Below are 17,045 nucleotides of genomic sequence, written 5' to 3'. Positions count from 1 at the left end.
ATGTGATCCATACCGACATCCGGGCGCGGCTTTGGCAATCGCATCAGTACTCCCGGAGAAAGGCGCCGACAGGCGCTGGTCGGACAGGGGCCTGCCCGCGAAACCTGCCGACTGCATCTGGCGAGCAGCCGGCTCGTGCCGCGACGAGTTCGACCGCGGCCAACTGGCAATAGCGCCCCTGGCATCGCCCCATGCCGACGCGTGAAAGCGACTTGACCCTGTTGGCCTCGCTGCTACCGAAATCCGCGCCCTCGTGCACAGCTGCGACAGTCACGTTCTCGCAGCGGCAGACAACCGCGTCGCCGGGAAGCGCCCGCACCATCGCGGCTGGCCAGGGAAAGGCACGAGCCAGACCACGGGCAAAGAGATCGAGCCGCTCGAGCTTGCGCAGATCGGCGCTGGCGGGAGGGGCCCGATAGCCGAGATCGGAGAGGCAAGCCGCCGCCGCCAAACGTCCCGCGATCTCGGCACCATCCGCCCCGAGCAGGCGAACCCCATCGCCGGCAAGGTAGACGCCGTTGCCGGCCCGACCCATTTCGTCGGCCTTCGGCAGCCATTGCTGCCACTGCTCGTCATAAATGAAGGTACATCCCACCAGATCGGCGAGATGTGTCTCGGCTCGCAGATGCCAGCCCATGCCGATCATGTCGCAAGGCGTATGCTGCTGCCGGCCGCCGGCGTCACGCCAGCGCAAGGCTGCGACGCCTTGACCGTCGGCCTCGATGCGCTCCAGCGTCACGCCCGCATGATAGCGGCGGCCGAGCTTCGCCCGCAGAGTCAGGCCACGCAGCGCGACCAACGGCCTGGCCGCAAGGCCCGAGAATCCGCGTATCTGCTGCCGCCAGGACGAAGTATCCAGCACCGCCGCCACATCCGCTCCGGCCTTGAGGAGCTGCGCGCCGACCAGCGTCAGCAGAGGCCCCGATCCCGCGAGCACGATGCGCCGCCCGAGCGCCACGCCCTGCGCCTTCAGCGCGATCTGCGCCGCGCCCAGGCTGTAGACGCCGGCGTTCTGCCAGCCGGGGATGGGTGCGACGCGGTCGGACGCGCCGGTGGCAAGGATCACGCTGTCATAAGAGACCAGTTCCAAGCCGCCCTCCCCCAGCACGTGCAATTGCCCATCGCGCATGGCGATGACCGAACTGCCCGCGCGGTGCGTAAGCCGGCCCTCTTCTGCCAGCCGGTCGAACAGCGCATGCAACGCGCCCGCCTTCCCCGCCTCCGACCCATAGAGCTGCTCCGGCGTGCGCACGAACCCGGCCGGTGGACGCCGATAGATCTGCCCGCCCGCGCGATGCCCTTCGTCGATCACCATTGGATGGAGTCCCGCCTCGACCAGCGTCGCGGCAGCCCGTATGCCGGCCGGCCCGGCGCCTACGATCACGACCTTCGGCGTTGAGGCGTCGCTCACGGCCAGCTCTCCGACGGCGTCGTGCGCAGCCGCATGCCTTCCACGATCGGCGTTGAACATGCGCGCAGGCGCGGTCCCTCCTCCTGCCATATCCAGCAATCCTGGCAAGCGCCCATCAGACAGAAACCGGCGCGTGGCTCTGGGCCGAACTCGGAGCACCGCAAGGCATGTCCCGACGCAAGCATGGCGGTCAGCACGGTGTCGCCAGCAAGAGCGGAACGCATTTGCCCGTCGAGAACGAACCGCACCTCGGCCCGGTTGCGCTCCGCCAGCCGGACGATGCGGCCGGCAGTGCTCATTCCGCTGCCTCTTGCAGGGAACGAGGACGCGGCAATTCGGGGAAGCGTTCGCAGACCGCATCGAACGCCGCCCGAACACCTTCCGGCCCCGCACGCCCTTTCATGCGGCGGAAGATCTCCGTCTTGGCGAAGAAGCGCCAATGGATCGGCAACGCATCCAGCACCGCATGGAGCCGGTCATAGGCGGCAGGCGTCCACTGTGCTTCGTAACCGTCGCGCTCCGGACCGAAATGGAAATGGCCGGCCGATGCCTCCTTGCCTGCGCGCGATTGCTCCGTCGCTTGCTCGTCGACCTCGCCGTTGCAGAGGACGACGCCATAGTCACGCTCGGCCGCTGCTGGCGACAGATAGCCGCGCAGCACATCCTGCGCGACCCGCCAGGGCTCGCGCTCAAGCGGGTTGCCGCGCCCACCGCCGCCGGCGGATCGGATCGCGAGCATGTCGCCGGGCTGCAGAACCGCTGTGTCGATGTTGCCCAGCCGCCGCTCGTGCTCGGTCCCAGGGTTGACGACCATGTCCGACAGGCCAGCCGCCTTGCCGCCGAGCACGCCCCAGGGGCGGAAGAAGCTGCGGTCGCGATTGCGCGCCGTGATCCTGGAGTCGGGTGCAAAGACTCGAAACGCCATCTCGGTCGCCAGCCCGCCGCGCCAGCGGCCGGCGCCGCCGCTGTCCCTGGCGAGCCCGTATTTGACGAATTCGACCGGGGTCTCGGTCTCGGTGATCTCGATCGGCGTGTTCTTGAGATAGGCGGCATCGGCGCCCGATCCGTTGGTGCCATCGCGATGCGGCATGGCGCCGCCGCCGCCGACAACCGGGTTCACAGCCGCGATGACGCTCCGGCTGGTGCGCTCGTCCGTGGTCATGACGTTGACGATGCAGTTGTTGCCAGCAGGCGCTGCCGGCAGGCGCTCCGGCACTGCCTGCGAAAAGGCGCCGAAGATGACCGAGCGCAGCCGGGCGCAGGTGAGCGAGCGCATGCCGACGGCGGCGGGGTGGACCGGGTTCAGCACCGAGCCTTCGGGCGTGATGCAGGTGAAGGGACGAGTTAGACCGGTGTTAAGCAGAATCTTCGGGTTGAGCGTGTAGAGCACATAGTAGACGCCGACGAGCAGCATGGTGTGGCGCGGGTCACCGCCCGAAGGCACGTTGAGCGACGAGCCGAGCTGAGGATCGGAGCTGGTGAAGTCGAGCACCGCCTCGTCGCCCCTGATCGTCAGCGTCAGCTTCAGCCGGCAGGGATTGGCCTCGACCGAATCCTCGTCGGCATAGTCGGCGAATTCCCAGGTGCCGTCGGGCATTGCACGTAGCACGTCGCGCGCCTGCGCCTCCGCATGATCGAGAAGCGCGGCAACGCCTTCGATGAAGCCAACCTTGCCGAACTTCCGCACCATTGCGTGGATCTTGCGCTCGCCGGTGTTGAGCGCGCCGACCAGGGCCTTGATGTCGCCGATGTTGAGATCCGGCTTGCGCACATTGGTGCTCATGATGCGCAGGATCATCTCATCGAAGACGCCCTCATTGACGAGCTTCATGGGCGGAAAGCGGATGCCTTCCTGATGGATTTCGGTCAGCGCGCGGCTGAGCGAAGCCGGCACCGCCCCGCCCATGTCGGTATTGTGGATGTGACCTCCGGTCCAGGCAACGATTTCGCCGTCGACGAAGACTGGCTTCCACAGATGCGTATCGGGTGCATGGGTGGCGACATGGCCGGAATAGGGATCGTTGGTGAAGGCAACGTCCCCCGGCCGGTAGTCGTCCACCATCGCGATGGCGCGGCGATAGGAAAGCCCGGGATACCAGGTGGCGCCGAGTTCCATCGGGACCGCGAAGGTTGCCCCCGAACGGTCCATCAGCATCACGGTGAAATCCTGCGTCTCCTTGACGAAGGCTGAATGCGCGGTGCGGTGCAGCGTATGGGCCATGTTCTCGGCCGCCGCGCGGGCATGGTTGGCCAGAACCTGAAGGTTTGTGCGGTCAAACATGGCGTCACTCCGCGAAGGTCAGTAGAAGGTTAAGGTGGCGGTCGACGCGCACCTGCGCGCCGCCTGGAATGGCGAAAGTGGTGTCTTCCTGCACCACCACCGCAGGCCCGTTGAAGGTGCTGCCGGGTACAAGGGTCTGCCGGTCATGGAGATCGACGGTTTCGACGCCCAGGCCCGTATAGACCGGAAGCCGGCGCGCCGGGCTGGCCGCAACGTCGATCTCTTCAGCCTCGGGAAAGGAGAGCGCCGGCCCCGCGCCTATCGCCGAGAGCCTGATGTTCACAAGCTCGATCGCACCCTCGGGATCATGGAAATCATAGAGCTGCTCATGGGTGCGGTGGAAAGCCTGTTCGATTGCGTCGGCGTCGCCGTCCGCCAGCCATTGCGGCGACAGCACGACCTCGATCTCATAGGTCTGCCCGAGATAGCGCATGTCGCAGGAGAGATTGAGCTCTGCGGTCGCATCGTGCCCCTGCGCCGCGAGCCAGTCGCGGCCCTCCTGTGCCAGCGCCGCGAAGGCCTCGCGAATGACGGGAAGCGACGTCGCCGACAGCGGGCTGAAGATGGTGCGGATGAAGTCTCCGCGCAGATCCGCCACCAGTCCGCCGAGCGCCGACACCACGCCCGGGCGGCGCGGCGCCATGACGCGCTTCATGCCGAGTTCGCGAGCGAGGAAGGCGCCGAGCATCGGGCCGCCGCCGCCAAACGGCATCAGCGTGAAATCGCGCAAGTCGACGCCGGCGCGCGAGGCGAGTTTCTCGACCTCGACGAACATTTCCGACACGGCAATGTCGAGGATCGCCTGCGCCGTTTGCTCGACCGACCGGCCAAGCCGCGCCGCGAGTTCGCCGACGGCGCGATGCGCCAACCCGGTATCGATGCGGAGCTGACCATAGGCCATCTCACTGTGACCGAGCCATCCGCACACGACCATGGCGTCCGTCACCGTGGCTCGATCGCCGCCACGGCCGTAGCAGGCCGGTCCCGGCGTCGAGCCGGCCGATTCCGGGCCGATGCGCAGAACGCCTTGCACATCGACACTGGCAATCGAGCCGCCGCCGACGCCGATCGAGCTGACCGAGACGGAGGGGATATAGAGCGGAAATTCGCCGATCAGCTCACCAGTGCCGAATTGCGGCTCGCCGTCGATGATGAGCGCGAAGTCGGCCGAGGTGCCGCCGATATCGAGGGTAAGAATCCTCGCCTCGCCAGCCTGCCGCGCCAGCCACGAGGCGCCGATGACGCCGGAGGCGGTTCCCGACAAAAGCATGTTGACGCAGGCGTGCTTGCCCTCGGCGGCGTTCATCAGCCCGCCATTCGACTTCGTCAGCATCGGACGGGCCGGCACGCCGAGCCCCTTCAGTCGTTCTTCCAGCGCCGTCAGGTAGCCCGAGACGCGCGGATGGACATAGCCATTGAGAATGGCGGTTGAGCTGCGCTCGTACTCACGGATGACCGGCCAGACCTCGGCCGAGGTAAAGACGAACAGGTCCGGTGCCAGACGCGTAATCACCGCCTTGACGGAGGCCTCCTGCGCGGCGTTGCGCCAGGCATGGAGGAAGGACACGATGATGCCTTGCGCCCCTTTCGCTTTCGCCGCCGCGACCGCGCTTTCGACGATCGCTATGTCCGGAGCTAGGGATTCGCTGCCATCGGCGCGCATGCGGGCCGGAATGCCGAAAACCATGTCACGCGAGATCAGCGGGTCCGGCCGCGAGCAGAACAGCGAATACATGTCCGGCATGCGAAGCCGTGCGAGTTCGATCACGTCCTCGAAGCCGGCATTGGTGAACAGCGCCATCGGCGCGCCCTTGCGCTGGATGATCGTGTTGATACCGACGGTCGTGCCGTGCACGAAGCGCGTCATGTGAGAGGGGTCGAAGCCTTCGCGCTCGGCCAGCAGGGCGAGGCCTGTCATCAGCTCGGCGCCCGGATCTTCCGGCGTCGTCAGCACCTTCAGCGAGGCGACGCGGCCGGAGTTTGCTTCGAGCGCACAGAAATCGATGAACGTTCCGCCGATATCGACGCCGACCTTCCAGTCGGCTCCGTTTTGCGTCTCATCTGCCGCGATGACACCATCCATGATGCGCCCCTTCCTGTCTGCCAACCAAGCTGGCATGACAGGCTGGCGCGGGTCCAAGATGGATGATGAGCAAGGATATAAGTCTTACTTATGCGTTCGCGCGATGCCCATCCAGCACGGCGGCACAGGCCGCGCGAATCTCGTCCCGCATCATCTCGTCGACCCGCGAAAGGGCTCGGGCGCGTGAGGTAAGCAGCGCGACCGGGAATTCCGGTCCGGCAGCCAGCGGCCTGACCGCGAGCCCGGAAAACTGGTGCCACGGCAGCAGCGCGTCGACCAAGGCGATGCCCAGGCCGGCCTGGACAAAGCCGATTGCGGAGATCGAGACGTCGATCTCGAGCGATGGCGAAAACCTGACACCCTGAGTGCGGGCTGCGTGGGCCAGTTCGTCGGCGGGACGGGTGTTGCCGCGGTAGGATATCAACTCCTCCCCGGCGAGGTCGGCGAGTGTCAGCTCGGTTTTCCGCTGCAAGGCATGCCCGGCTGGCAGCAGACATGCGAAGCCGACGCTGCCGATTACCTCAGCCTCGATATCCGGCGGCAGCCGATCGTCCAGGGCGATGCCGAGGCTGGCATCGCCGGCGCGAAGCATGTCGACGATCGCGGCGATCGGCGCGCTATGGGCTCGCAGCATCATGTTGGGGTGCTGGACCCGGAATTTGGTGAACGCACGCGGCAATATCGCCATGGCCGGCGGCGGCGAGGCGGCGACCCGCACCAGCCCTGCCCGGCCAAGACGCAAGTCAGTGGTCTTGCGGCGCAAGCCCTCAAGTCCAGCCGACAGTCTCTCGGCATCGGGAAATATCTCGAGCGCCTCCGGGGTCGGCCGCAGCCGGCCCTTCACCCGCTCGAACAAAGTGAAGCCGAGTTCGTCCTCGGCATGGAGCAGGATCTGGCTGAGCGCGGGCTGGGAAATATTCAGCATCCGCGCCCCAGCGGTCACGGTGCCGGCGCGCATGACGGCGATGAACACTTCGAGCTGCCGGGCTCGCATGGCCACTCCATAGGTAAGGCTTATGGCTTCTCTCCAAACCCATCTTTGACGCAACAGCACGGCGCGGACAAGATGGATGCTCCAAGGATCGGCCGTCAGCGCTAAGGAACGACTATGGATGTGATCGTGCTGGGCGGCGGGCTGATGGGAGCAGCTTCGGCCTATTTCCTCGCCAGGCGCGGTGCGCGCGTGGCGTTGGTCGAGCGCAACCGGATCGGCAGCGGTGCAACCGTCGCCTCGTTCGGCAACATCCGTCGCACGGGGCGGCATCTATCACAGCTTCCGCTCGCCCATCGCTCGCTCCGCCTGTGGGGCGAGGCCGAAAAAATGTTTGGCCGCGACGTCGAATTCCGCGCCACCGGCCACATCCGGCTGATCTTCGACGAGGGAAGCCTTGCCGACATGCGGGCCTATGCCGAAGCGGCGCGGCCCTGGGGGCTTGAGCTGGAGGAACTTGGCCCTAATGAAATCCGTTCCCGTTTTCCAGGCCTCGGCCCCGGCGCGATCGCAGCGTCGTTCTCGCCGCATGATGGCAGCGGCAATCCCAGGCTGATCGCACCGGCCTTTGCCGAAGCCGCCCGCAGACTGGGCGCGGAAATCGTCGAGAACGCGGAGGTCCAGACGATCAGGCACACCGGCTCCAGCTTCGCCGTCGCCAGCTCAAAAGGCACATTCGATGCCGAAAACCTGCTCAACACCGCCGGCGCCTGGGGCGCGCGCATCGCCGCGCAGTTCGGCGAAGCGGTGCCGCTTGACGCCCGCGGCCCGCAGATGGGCGTGACCGAGCCGCTGCCGCACCGGATTCTGCCGGTGGTCGGCATCTGGACGCGCGACAAGGACCATGGCGCCTATCTGCGCCAGGTCGAGCGCGGCAACATCGTGTTCGGCGGAGCTGCCGAAAGAGTGACGGTGGATCTCGATCCCGGCCATGCGGCCACCGACCCCAAGCGCCTGCCCGCGCAATTGCGCGCCGTCGCGCGGCTGCTGCCGGCCATCGCGCAGGCCACGATCATCCGCACATGGTCCGGTTGCGAGGGCTATGTCAGGGACATGCTGCCGGTCATGGGACGGTCGACGACGACGCCCGGCCTGTTCCATGCCTTCGGCTTCAGCGGACACGGCTTCCAGCTCGGACCGGGCGTCGGCGATGTCATGGCCGAGCTCATCACGACCGGCCGCTGCGAAACGCCGCTGGACGATTTCAGGGTCAACCGCTTTGGCGGCGCTGCCTGAAGGAGCATCGGACTGTCAAGATGCCTCCGACCGCGTCAGCGGCATGCCCTCGCCTCGGAGTTTGGCGCACAGGTCGAGAATCTCGGCTACAAGTGCCTTTTCCCGATCCCAGCGCGCTTCGGTGGCGACTACCATATGTAGCTGTGTTCTCAATTTCTTAATGCAGCGCGGTAGTGGATTAGATTCGACCTAATCGCACGTCATTGCCGCCGACGCCTCCCTGGAAGTACTACTATGGGACGGGCGTCTTGAGGCGACGTACGTCATCAGCGGCCTCGGCCAACAGCCAGTCGCGGAATGTCGTGATCTTGGGCAGCATCGACGTCGCCTTGGGAGACACGACCCAGTAGGTCTTGGACAATCGCAGAGCCGTGGCGAACGGCCTGACGAGGCGCCCGTTGATGAGGTCCCACGCTGCAAGCGTCGTGCGGGCGAGAGCGACGCCCTGGCCGTCGACAGCGGCGTCTATGACCATGCTGGCGCGGTTCAAGACCGGTCCGTGGGAGAGTTCGGCATCGACCACGCCAGCGGCCTCGAGCCATTCCGACCAATCCTTTCGGTCATCAAGATGCAGCAACGGAAATTTCAGCACATCGGACGGCTCGCGCATCCTCTGGTGCAGCTGGGGACTGCAGACCGCGAACAGTTCCTCGGAGGACAGGCGGACAACTTCATGCCCCGGCCAGTTGCCATCGCCATGCCGCACCGCAAGGTCGACATCCTCTCTGGCGAAGTCGACGTGATGCATGGTTGCGGAAATCCTGAGATCGATGGCTGGATGCGTCTCGGCAAACCGGCCAAGGCGGTTGACCAACCATTTGGCGGCAAAGTCGGGCGACGTGCTGACGGTCAGCGCTCCGGCCCGTGAGAGATGCTGGATGCGCTGCGTGCCGAGAGCTATGCTATCGAACGCATCGCGCACCACCTCCAGATAGGAGAGCCCGGCCCGCGTAATGGTCAGCTTTTGACGTTCGCGATCGAACAGCCGGAGGCCCAATTCGAGCTCCAGCGCCTTCACCTGATGGCTCACCGCGCCCTGCGTCACGGACAGCTCTTCCGCCGCCTTGGTGAAGCTCTCATGGCGTGCCGCCGCTTCGAAGGCTTTGAGGGCATTGAGCGATGGCAGTCGGCGAGCCAATTTCGCACCACATCATGAGAAAAATTGAGACTAGCACGAGAAACCATGCTTTGCGCGCGCCCGTAGATTGGCGCATTTCAGCGGCACAGGTCAACATGGATGCCGCGAAAGGATGAGAAATGTTCAATCACCCGCTGACTGACGCGCGGAGGCCTTCGCCGTCAATGGCGACACATGTGCGTCACATCGTCAACAATGTGACAGGAGCGATTGTGATGGTATCGCGCTGGATCCAACTCCACTGCCAACGCGAACAATTGGCCGAGCTCGAAGACCATCAGCTTGCAGACCTGGGTCTTAGTCGTACTCAGGTTCGGAACGAATGCGCAAAATGGCCTTGGCAGGCCTAATTCTCAACCGCCCCCGCATCGCCTGGTTGTGGCGAAAGCGGGGAGTCAGCTTTTGTTCGTGAGTGAACAATAACGGACCTTCAGACGTCCAAAATCTCATGTGCATCGCTCAGAAAGGCTGGTGCAAGCAATTAACGGCGTCCAGCGAGCCAGCGCCAGCGCAACGGATGGTGCGTCGGACTGCCGGATTGCCACGTGCCCGTCCAGGCCAACACCTGGTCAGGTTTGTCCGGCGATTTCCTTGCGCTGAAGGCGGGCTAAGGCCGCCCATTGGGACAAGATTGAAATGCCACGATTGACAGCCCCAATTCCTGGAGCGCTTCGGGAAGGGCCAACGGCACAAGCGGGGTAGCGGCGATCGATCGAGTATTCGCAGAGCGCTCGATATCCCCTTGGATCGTTCATTGTTGCTTCGGCTCCGGTCGATTCATCCGGCAAAGGTGCGGTCGTTGTGTCCTTCAAAGTAGGTCAGCGGGCGGTTAGGAGTGGCCGCTCGCGTCATCTTGCAGGAAGCCGCCCGGTTCGGCCTTATGCGGCACGTCCCAACCGAAATAGACCTGGGTTTCAAGGATGCGACCGTTCTCGACGCGATGCAGCTCGGTGTTTCGGAAAGTCTTGCCGCCGGTGCTGGTCTCATAGACAATGAAAGCCCAGTGCCCCTGCTCGGCGCCGTGAATAAATTTCATCCCGGTGCAGGCTTCACTGTTTGGCCAGCACCGTGTGAAGTAGGTCTTGCGGCTTAGCGCATTGTCCAGCGGACTGGTGAAGCTGTAGGGATCGCCGATGACCGCCTCTATCGCGTCGCGGTCTTTGTCGGCATAGGCCTGCAAAGCTATCTTAACGGCATCAAGCGGTCCAAGCATGGCTATCTCCTCATCTAAATTTGCTAAAGCAGCTTCGTAGCTCGGCAACGAACAGGTCAGGCACCTCGAGCTGTGCGAAGTGTCCACCTTGGTTGAGCTCGTTCCAGTAGAACAGGTTCGGATAGACTAACGGCGCCCAGCTTTTCGCTGGCGGCAGATCGTGCGGAAAAACACTGACGCCTACCGGCAGTTCAACAACGCCGGGATTGTTTCGCCCTTTAAGGATCGCCGCCTGCTCGTGATAGAAACGCGCCGACGACGCGCTGGAATTTGTAAGCCAATAGAGCGTGATCTCGTCGAGCATATGATCGAGCGACAGGAAGTCCTCAGGCTTGCCGGTGGCTCCGGTCCCACCGTCAAAGATGTCATATAGCCAGGCCGCCTGTGCCATCGGTGAGTCACTGAGAAGGTAACCGGCCAACTGCGGCTTGGTCGCCTGTAGCATGGCGTAGCCGAAGCCGGTCTCCTGGAATTTTTTGAATGCATCCACGGCCTTCTTCTGGTCAGGCTCCAGTTTCTCCGGAATTCTGTCCGGAATGGTCTGAGCGAAGTTCAGATGGATCGCCTCCAGCCCTTGCGGCTTCTGCTGTGCGAGGGCCGTTGTGACAAAGGCACCCCAATCTCCGCCTTGCGCGACATAACGGCCATAGCCGAGCCGTTGCATCAGTTCCGTCCAGCCGCGCGCCGTGCGGCCAGCGTTCCAACCAGGCTCACTTGGCTTATCCGAGAAGCCGAAGCCCGGTAGCGAAGGGATGACCACGTGAAAAGCGTCTTCAGCTTTGCCGCCATGCGCTGTCGGATCGGTCAGGGGTTCGATGATCTCTTGGAATAACAGGATGGTGCTTGGCCAGCCATGCGTGAGAATGATCGGAAGCGCGTTCTCCTGCTTCGAGCGCACATGGAGGAAGTGAATGCCAAGCCCGTCGATCTCGGTCTTAAACTGCGGCCAACCGTTCAGACGGACTTCGGTCCGACGCCAGTCATATCGGTCGCGCCAATATGTTGTCAGTACCTGCAGCTTTTCAATTTGGGGACCTTGGGCAAAGCCGGGCTCGGTGGCTGCTTCCGGGAAGCGAACTGTTTGAAGCCTCCGTTTCAAGTCGCTCAGCACGTCATCAGGGGCGTGGAAGGAAAATGGCGAGAACTCGTCCGGCTGCTTCGCGAAGGCGGGCATCGCGCTAAAGGCCAGCGATAGAGCGGCGCTGCGAAGCAGCGAGCGGCGTGAGAGCTGAATTGCTTCCATAGTCAGGGATCTCCTCACTGCTGTTTCGAACACTCTTGTCCTTCAGGCCTCTCAGGCTGGACCGCTTTTCCCTACTGAGTGTCGACGTACACAGGCGTTGACGATCACTTCCGTCATTGCGCTCTCGGAACCACCACCGCCAAATGCGAGCATCGCTTTCGCCGAGTCCCCTTCCTCCTAGACGTTCACGCGGACGTCCTCGAACGGATCCGCAGAGACGACGACGTTACCGGCGCCCGAGCCCGGCGCGCCCGGATTTCATCGCCTCCTGCGAATCCGTAAGAAACTCGGGCCGCTTGCCCGCGTTCATGCTAGAGACTGAGATCATGCCGGTTCCCCAAGGATCGCTCCAAGTTTGTCGAGCGCCTCGTCCCAACCCTGCTCGTGACTATCGGCCTCATCCTGGTCGCGGAGACCCTCCTGCGTGAAGGTCAGGCGTGTGCCCGTGCCGTCAGCGGAGAAATCATAGCTAATGCGGGACACGATGCCATCTGGAGGAAACGCTGCCGGCCCGTCCGTCCAGCGCCACGTATGCACCAGCCGTGTCGGCCGCTCGACAACCTCATAGGTCCCTTCAGCCGCCATCTCACCAGGCGGCCCAACCATGCGGAAGGCGAAAGTGCCGTCTTTTCGCACGTCGGCGTTCAGTTCAATCACGCGAAAATCCTTTGGCCCGAACCAGCGAGCCATGACAGAAGGATTGGTACATGCTGCAAAGACCTTTTCCGGCGATGCTCGAAAGCGTCGAACGATCTGAAGCTTTGCCCCCTTCATTCCTTGTCTCCGTCCACGATTTCGCCGAGCCTGTCGAAGCTAGAGTTCCAAAAGGCGAGGTTGCGCTCCAGCCACGCCTTGGCTTCGGCCATTGGGGCCGGCACGAGACTGCAGCAGACGTTTCGGCCACGGCGTGTACGTCGTACCAAACCCGCGTCACACAACACGTCGATATGCTTGATCACTGCTGTCAGCGAGGTCGGGAAGCGTTCAGCCAACTCTCCGACGGCGACTTCCCCCTCGTGCGTCAGCCGCTCCAGAATGGCGCGGCGTGTGGGGTCCGCCAGCGATGCGAACGCCTTATCGAGGTCCGATGAAAGTTGACTCAGGTTCATCCACTGGAACTAACCGATCGGTTATTAGTTCCCTTTGGACAGATCTTCGTGGACGGGCGTGGAGTGAAAAGCGGTCCGACACGACCCCACGTCCAAAGGCCACAACGATAGGTCCTGGGCCTAATCGTTGCCCTCGCGCAGGCGATCGGACTCGCAGATTGACGAACGATCCATGCCGACCAGCGAACAATCTCGCGGATTTGGCTGTTGGAGTAGGTCGGCTGTTTCGCCAGCAAGTTCGGCCTGTCATCCCGCAAGTCCGCGAGTTGGTTGCAAAGCACGGTAGCCACCGCGAGACGCTGGAACGAGAAGCCAAAGCGCTCAAGGCTAGTCGATGATCAAGCTGGAAACGGCACGCTGCGTGGTCCGAGCTTCCGCGGGCAGGCGGTCGATCCGAGAAATGTCCGTCAATCAACGGCTCGGAGAGCCCGCGCCACCTCGGGGGGGCGCGGGCCGACCAAGATTGGGTCTTTGGTCCCGGCAATTTCCACGGAGGGGAACCGGCCGCCGTGGCTCAATTTATTCTCAGCAGGAAGGTTCCGCAGGCGCATAAACGTGAGCCGGCAGGCAATGGCTTCGCAGGCCGCGCTGACGGTACAACCTGGACGGCCAGTATTCTTCATCGCCGCTCACGCGCCTTCGATCCTGATACCCCAACTTATTTTTTCGGCGGTCTCTCACCTGCGATCGACCGCAACGCGCATCGCCTTGCTTCGTTGCAAGACGTGTCCAGGCCTCGGAACCATTTTAGGACAAGCTGATTGAATCGCGGTTGAGTGGCTATCAATCGCGGGGGCGCGAGATGCCGCAGTATCGGGTTGAGATTATGGCGGCCGGATCAGTGGTATCTTCGACCATGGTCATGGCACAGTTGCCATTCAAAGCCGCTGAAACCCACATCGGCCAGCCTGTTACCTTCAGGCGGCAGGAAAACGACTGGCTGCGTGTGACGGAGATCGAAGGGGAAAAGCGGACCTTCGCCTATGTCCGCCGGTGAGCCAAGAACCGGGCGGCGGGCGTGCCTGACGCTATTCTGTGAACGCAACCGCCTATATTTGTCTTTGATCTTGACCCGGAACCGAACAGTGATGGTGAGCTTATCGCCAGATGAGCACCCGCGCCATCAACTTCCTCCACCGATGGATCGCAAACAACGTTCCTGAAACCGCAGATGCGGATGTTATCTCGATTGACGATGGGGAGTGTCTCAGTTTGAAATTTGCGCAAACGCCTGATTCGTTTGGCCGAATTGCGTAAACGCCTATATGCTTAATGGAAAGCATGAGGAGCCGATGAGCTGGCGCGAAGATATGATCAGTCGTCTCAAGGACGAAATCGAATACCTCCAAGCGACTATTCGGATAATGCACGCGGACACCGCGACGATTGGCAACGCGTCTCCAAGCGGAAGGCTCACCAGCCTAAACGACGACGCCATTGCCCACTACGAGCGAACGATTGAGGCGCTCCAAAAGATCGTCACGAGCTTAGAGGCGAAGGATTATTAATGCCCACCGGACTTAAAGGCCAGAAGAGACCCACCGACGTCATCGGCAATGCCGTCCGCGTCATGCGCCTTGCCACCGGCGAGGAAGGCGACGACGCGCAGGATGCCGATGCCAAGGCAGCCAAAATCCTTGGCGCCAAAGGCGGCAAGAAGCGTGCTGCAAACATGACGCCAGAACGACGTGCCGAAAAGTGGTGCTGAAACGTGCGGCGCGCCCCGGTCTTTCTAAGCACGCTACCGCGTTCAGGATTGGTCATCTGATTTAGGTGAACGAGAACGCGGAAACCTCGTACGGCTCGCCCATGATTTCGCTAAGCGGTCCTTCGACCGCCGCAGCGGTGAACTGGCCAAGATCGTTGTTCTCGGTAAGTGCGCACGCCGCCAGATGTTGCGCAAATATGTTGCCCTTCCGATAAATCTTCTCAGTGGCGCGCGTGTGGATTCGGCGACCGTGTAGTCCACATCAGCGATGCCAATCCGATGGCAGAGGAGTAGCGGGCAAGCGGCTCTTACAAAAGCGCGTGGCTGAAAATTCAAAACTTTGACGCTACCCTTTTTCGTCCAAATCTATGGCTGGCTTGCCGTTCCTGGCGGTCTAGATGATCGATCCGGAGATGGCGGTACTGTCGCCATGGCGTGGGCGGACAGGCTGACGCTGGCTTCTCCGCTTTGACCCGGGATGGGCCTGGCGATGCAGTTGCGGTCTTCGCCTATGCGGACGTGACCCGGCCGCGCGCATGCTTTGCTCGGTGATCCAAGCCCCAACTCTTCCGTACCTGCCTTTCAAAAGTCGCCAAGGTTCATGGTCGAGCAAGCGGAAGTAACGAAACTCTCAATGTACCTCAAGCCGACACCATAAATAAGCGAACGCCGGAACGTTTGAGGAAATGGCAAGTTGCCCCGTCAGGAGGAACACGCACATGAACGGTGTCATTTATCTGATCGGATTGGTGGTCGTCGTGCTCGCGATCCTTTCGTTTCTAGGCCTCCACTGATGGTTGGCCCGACATGGGAGACTGGCATGGCATCTGAACCGAAACCTAACCCCGATTTCTCGCAGGCCCAGCGAGAAATTGCCGGCCGCGCCGACGAGGCGGGGCGCGTGGCCTCCGACATTCTTGGCTCGGCCAAGGAAGATATTTCCCGGAAAGCCAAGGACGTGGCCGCAGAAGGCAAGGAAGCGCTATTCGACAAGGCCCAGCTTGCACAGAATACCCTGACGGGTGCGGTCGCCGCGCTTGGCGGCGCCGTCCGCGCGGCCAGTGAGCACCTGGCCAACAGCGACCAGAAAGCGGCGGCAAAATTTGCCCTTGAAGCAGCCGGCAGTCTTGAGCGTATGTCCGCATCGCTCAACGACAAGCCCTTCGAAGAAGTCCTGGCCGAAGTCCGCGCTTTCGGTGGCAGCAATCCGGCGGCGCTGTTCGGTGGAGCAATGCTCGCGGGTCTGGCATTGGGTCGCTTGATCAAAAGCTCGTCGGCGGATGCCCACGCTAAAGATCGTCCCCAATCCGATGTGGCAGCCGGGAGGCATACGCCATGACCCCCGGCAGCCAAGAGGACCGAAGCCTGATGACGCTGATCGGAGATCTGTCGCAGCAGGTTGTTACGTTGGTCCAGACCGAGGGCAGGCTGCTCAGGACTGAGCTCTCGGAAAAGGCCGAAAAAGCTGGCGCGGGTGCAATCGAGGTTCTGGGCGGCGCCATTTGCCTTCTGGCCGCCTTGATGGTGCTTTTACAGGCCCTGGTGATCGCGCTCTCGAAGACCCCTCTCGGACCCGGATGGTCGTCGCTGCTGGTCGGCATCGTAGTCGCCGTCCTCGGCCTCTTCTTGGTGAAGACAGGCTCCGCGAATATGAAACCATCCGAATTAACGCCGGATCGCACCGCCGCGCAGCTGAAGAGCGACGCAAAGATAATCAAGGACCAAGTCAAATGATCGAGAAAACATCCGCCGAACTTCAACGTGAGGCCGAAATCGCGCGGGCCAACGTTTCCGACACCGCTGAATCCATTCGCAACAAAATGACGCCAGGCCAACTCATCGACGAGTTCTCAGGGCTCTTTGCAAGTGGCGATAGCAGCTCGATGCTCGGCGCCCTCAAGTCCCAGGTTGGTGCCAATCCGCTTCCCGTCGCTCTCGTCGGCGTGGGGTTGATGTGGCTGATGGCGGGACAAGGAGCGCAGAAGCCATCTGCGGTCAATGGTGCCCCCCGCTCGACGGTGCGTCCCGACTTCGCGGATGATCTCGGGGCCGTGGATCGTCCTTTCGACACCGAGGGCCTGACAAGCGGCGTGTCCGGCGCCTTGTCGGGCGCAATCGACAAGGCGAAATCGATCGTCGAAGATGCGGCGGATGGCGTGCGGTCGTCCATGGCCGGGGCTGCTTCGAGTGTTTCGGACAGCGCAAGCCAATATGGTGCGAGCACCGTTGATCAGGCCAGCAAGGCAACCGCTGCGGCGGTGGATCTGATTCGCCAGGAACCGCTGGTGCTGGCGGCGGTGGGCCTGGCGTTCGGGACGGCAGTAGGAGCAATGCTTCCACGCACCGATTTCGAGGATCAACAGATCGGTAAAACAAGCGACGCGGTCCGCGACAAGGCGAACGAGTTGCTCCATCAAGGCGTGGAAGGCGCCAAGGATGTTGCCGCTCAAGCCTACCAGACAGTCAAGGACGAGGCCGACAAAAAGGGCTTCAGTACCGATCCTGCTTCGATCATCGACACAGTTGCTGACGTCGTCCAAACCGCTGGCTCGGAAACCGAAAAGGCCGTCCGCGGCAAGATCAGTGACGCAAGCAGAGAGCGGGCGAAGTGACGTTGGTGTTCGGCTTGGTT

Annotated in this window: 18 protein-coding genes; 8 read left to right on the top strand and 10 right to left on the bottom strand. The window is 62.7% G+C overall.

Going from position 1 to position 17,045, the window contains the following annotated elements; translation table 11 throughout:
* Positions 1-43: 43 nt before the first annotated feature.
* From EN861_RS11530 to EN861_RS11510, 5 genes are all read right to left on the bottom strand, one after another.
* Positions 44-1,411, bottom strand: coding sequence for an FAD/NAD(P)-binding oxidoreductase (locus EN861_RS11530; protein WP_135863615.1), 1,368 nt, complete (start codon positions 1,409-1,411; stop codon positions 44-46).
* Complete coding sequence (locus EN861_RS11525) at positions 1,408-1,710, bottom strand: (2Fe-2S)-binding protein (RefSeq protein ID WP_127277340.1); 303 nt, start codon at positions 1,708-1,710, stop codon at positions 1,408-1,410. Before EN861_RS11525 ends, EN861_RS11530 begins: the two co-directional genes overlap by 4 nt.
* Positions 1,707-3,692, bottom strand: a complete 1,986-nt coding sequence (locus EN861_RS11520) for a hydantoinase B/oxoprolinase family protein (protein WP_135863613.1) — start codon at positions 3,690-3,692, stop codon at positions 1,707-1,709. Before EN861_RS11520 ends, EN861_RS11525 begins: the two co-directional genes overlap by 4 nt.
* Positions 3,693-3,696: 4 nt before the next feature.
* Positions 3,697-5,775, bottom strand: a complete 2,079-nt coding sequence (locus EN861_RS11515; protein ID WP_135863611.1) for a hydantoinase/oxoprolinase family protein — start codon at positions 5,773-5,775, stop codon at positions 3,697-3,699.
* Between the two features lie 88 nt (positions 5,776-5,863).
* A complete protein-coding gene (locus EN861_RS11510; RefSeq protein WP_127277346.1) occupies positions 5,864-6,769 on the bottom strand; it encodes a LysR family transcriptional regulator in 906 nt (301 codons plus the stop codon).
* Positions 6,770-6,883: 114 nt separating this feature from the next.
* On the opposite strand from EN861_RS11510, the gene EN861_RS11505 reads away from it, so the two are divergent.
* Positions 6,884-8,002 carry an FAD-binding oxidoreductase gene (locus tag EN861_RS11505; protein ID WP_135863609.1) on the top strand — a complete coding sequence of 373 codons (1,119 nt, stop codon included), beginning with the start codon at positions 6,884-6,886 and terminating at the stop codon, positions 8,000-8,002.
* Positions 8,003-8,234: 232 nt separating this feature from the next.
* Here EN861_RS11505 and EN861_RS11500 read toward each other — a convergent pair whose 3' ends face one another.
* Positions 8,235-9,140, bottom strand: a complete 906-nt coding sequence (locus EN861_RS11500) for a transcriptional regulator GcvA (protein ID WP_127277350.1) — start codon at positions 9,138-9,140, stop codon at positions 8,235-8,237.
* 119 nt (positions 9,141-9,259) lie between these two features.
* Between EN861_RS11500 and EN861_RS36810 the strand changes: the two genes are divergently transcribed.
* The gene (locus tag EN861_RS36810) at positions 9,260-9,490 is read left to right on the top strand and encodes a DUF1127 domain-containing protein (RefSeq protein ID WP_348630901.1); all 231 of its coding nucleotides are present in this window, start codon (positions 9,260-9,262) and stop codon (positions 9,488-9,490) included.
* Positions 9,491-9,969: 479 nt separating this feature from the next.
* On the opposite strand, the gene EN861_RS11490 is transcribed toward EN861_RS36810, so the two are convergent.
* The 4 genes from EN861_RS11490 to EN861_RS11475 all read right to left on the bottom strand — a co-directional run bounded on the left by EN861_RS11490 (position 9,970) and on the right by EN861_RS11475 (position 12,705).
* Positions 9,970-10,353: a nuclear transport factor 2 family protein gene (locus EN861_RS11490; RefSeq protein ID WP_135863607.1), complete on the bottom strand. Its 384-nt coding sequence runs from the start codon at positions 10,351-10,353 to the stop codon at positions 9,970-9,972.
* A gap of 10 nt (positions 10,354-10,363) precedes the next feature.
* On the bottom strand, positions 10,364-11,596 hold the full coding sequence (locus EN861_RS11485; RefSeq protein ID WP_135863605.1) for an epoxide hydrolase: 1,233 nt from the start codon (positions 11,594-11,596) through the stop codon (positions 10,364-10,366).
* 324 nt (positions 11,597-11,920) lie between these two features.
* Positions 11,921-12,370, bottom strand: a complete 450-nt coding sequence (locus EN861_RS11480; RefSeq protein ID WP_127277358.1) for an SRPBCC domain-containing protein — start codon at positions 12,368-12,370, stop codon at positions 11,921-11,923.
* A complete protein-coding gene (locus EN861_RS11475; RefSeq protein WP_127277360.1) occupies positions 12,367-12,705 on the bottom strand; it encodes a metalloregulator ArsR/SmtB family transcription factor in 339 nt (112 codons plus the stop codon). Before EN861_RS11475 ends, EN861_RS11480 begins: the two co-directional genes overlap by 4 nt.
* Before the next feature lie 802 nt (positions 12,706-13,507).
* Here EN861_RS11475 and EN861_RS11465 point away from each other — a divergent pair.
* The 6 genes from EN861_RS11465 (at position 13,508) to EN861_RS11435 (ending at position 17,025) form a co-directional block, all read left to right on the top strand.
* Positions 13,508-13,702 carry a hypothetical protein gene (locus EN861_RS11465; RefSeq protein WP_145972049.1) on the top strand — a complete coding sequence of 65 codons (195 nt, stop codon included), beginning with the start codon at positions 13,508-13,510 and terminating at the stop codon, positions 13,700-13,702.
* 295 nt (positions 13,703-13,997) lie between these two features.
* On the top strand, positions 13,998-14,213 hold the full coding sequence (locus tag EN861_RS11455; RefSeq protein WP_135863599.1) for a hypothetical protein: 216 nt from the start codon (positions 13,998-14,000) through the stop codon (positions 14,211-14,213).
* On the top strand, positions 14,213-14,413 hold the full coding sequence (locus tag EN861_RS11450; protein ID WP_127277366.1) for an RNA-binding protein: 201 nt from the start codon (positions 14,213-14,215) through the stop codon (positions 14,411-14,413). The genes EN861_RS11455 and EN861_RS11450 overlap by 1 nt, the downstream gene beginning before the upstream one ends.
* Before the next feature lie 820 nt (positions 14,414-15,233).
* The gene (locus tag EN861_RS11445; protein ID WP_135863597.1) at positions 15,234-15,752 is read left to right on the top strand and encodes a hypothetical protein; all 519 of its coding nucleotides are present in this window, start codon (positions 15,234-15,236) and stop codon (positions 15,750-15,752) included.
* A complete protein-coding gene (locus tag EN861_RS11440) occupies positions 15,749-16,147 on the top strand; it encodes a phage holin family protein (protein WP_127277610.1) in 399 nt (132 codons plus the stop codon). Before EN861_RS11445 ends, EN861_RS11440 begins: the two co-directional genes overlap by 4 nt.
* Entirely contained in the window at positions 16,144-17,025 is an 882-nt protein-coding gene (locus EN861_RS11435; RefSeq protein WP_127277612.1) for a hypothetical protein, read from the top strand. Before EN861_RS11440 ends, EN861_RS11435 begins: the two co-directional genes overlap by 4 nt.
* Positions 17,026-17,045: the final 20 nt, after the last annotated feature.

It is taken from the genome of Mesorhizobium sp. M8A.F.Ca.ET.218.01.1.1 (assembly GCF_004791165.1).
Lineage (GTDB): Bacteria > Pseudomonadota > Alphaproteobacteria > Rhizobiales > Rhizobiaceae > Mesorhizobium.
The sequence above is the reverse complement of the archived record's forward strand: the minus strand, read 5'-3'. Positions and strand labels throughout refer to the sequence as shown.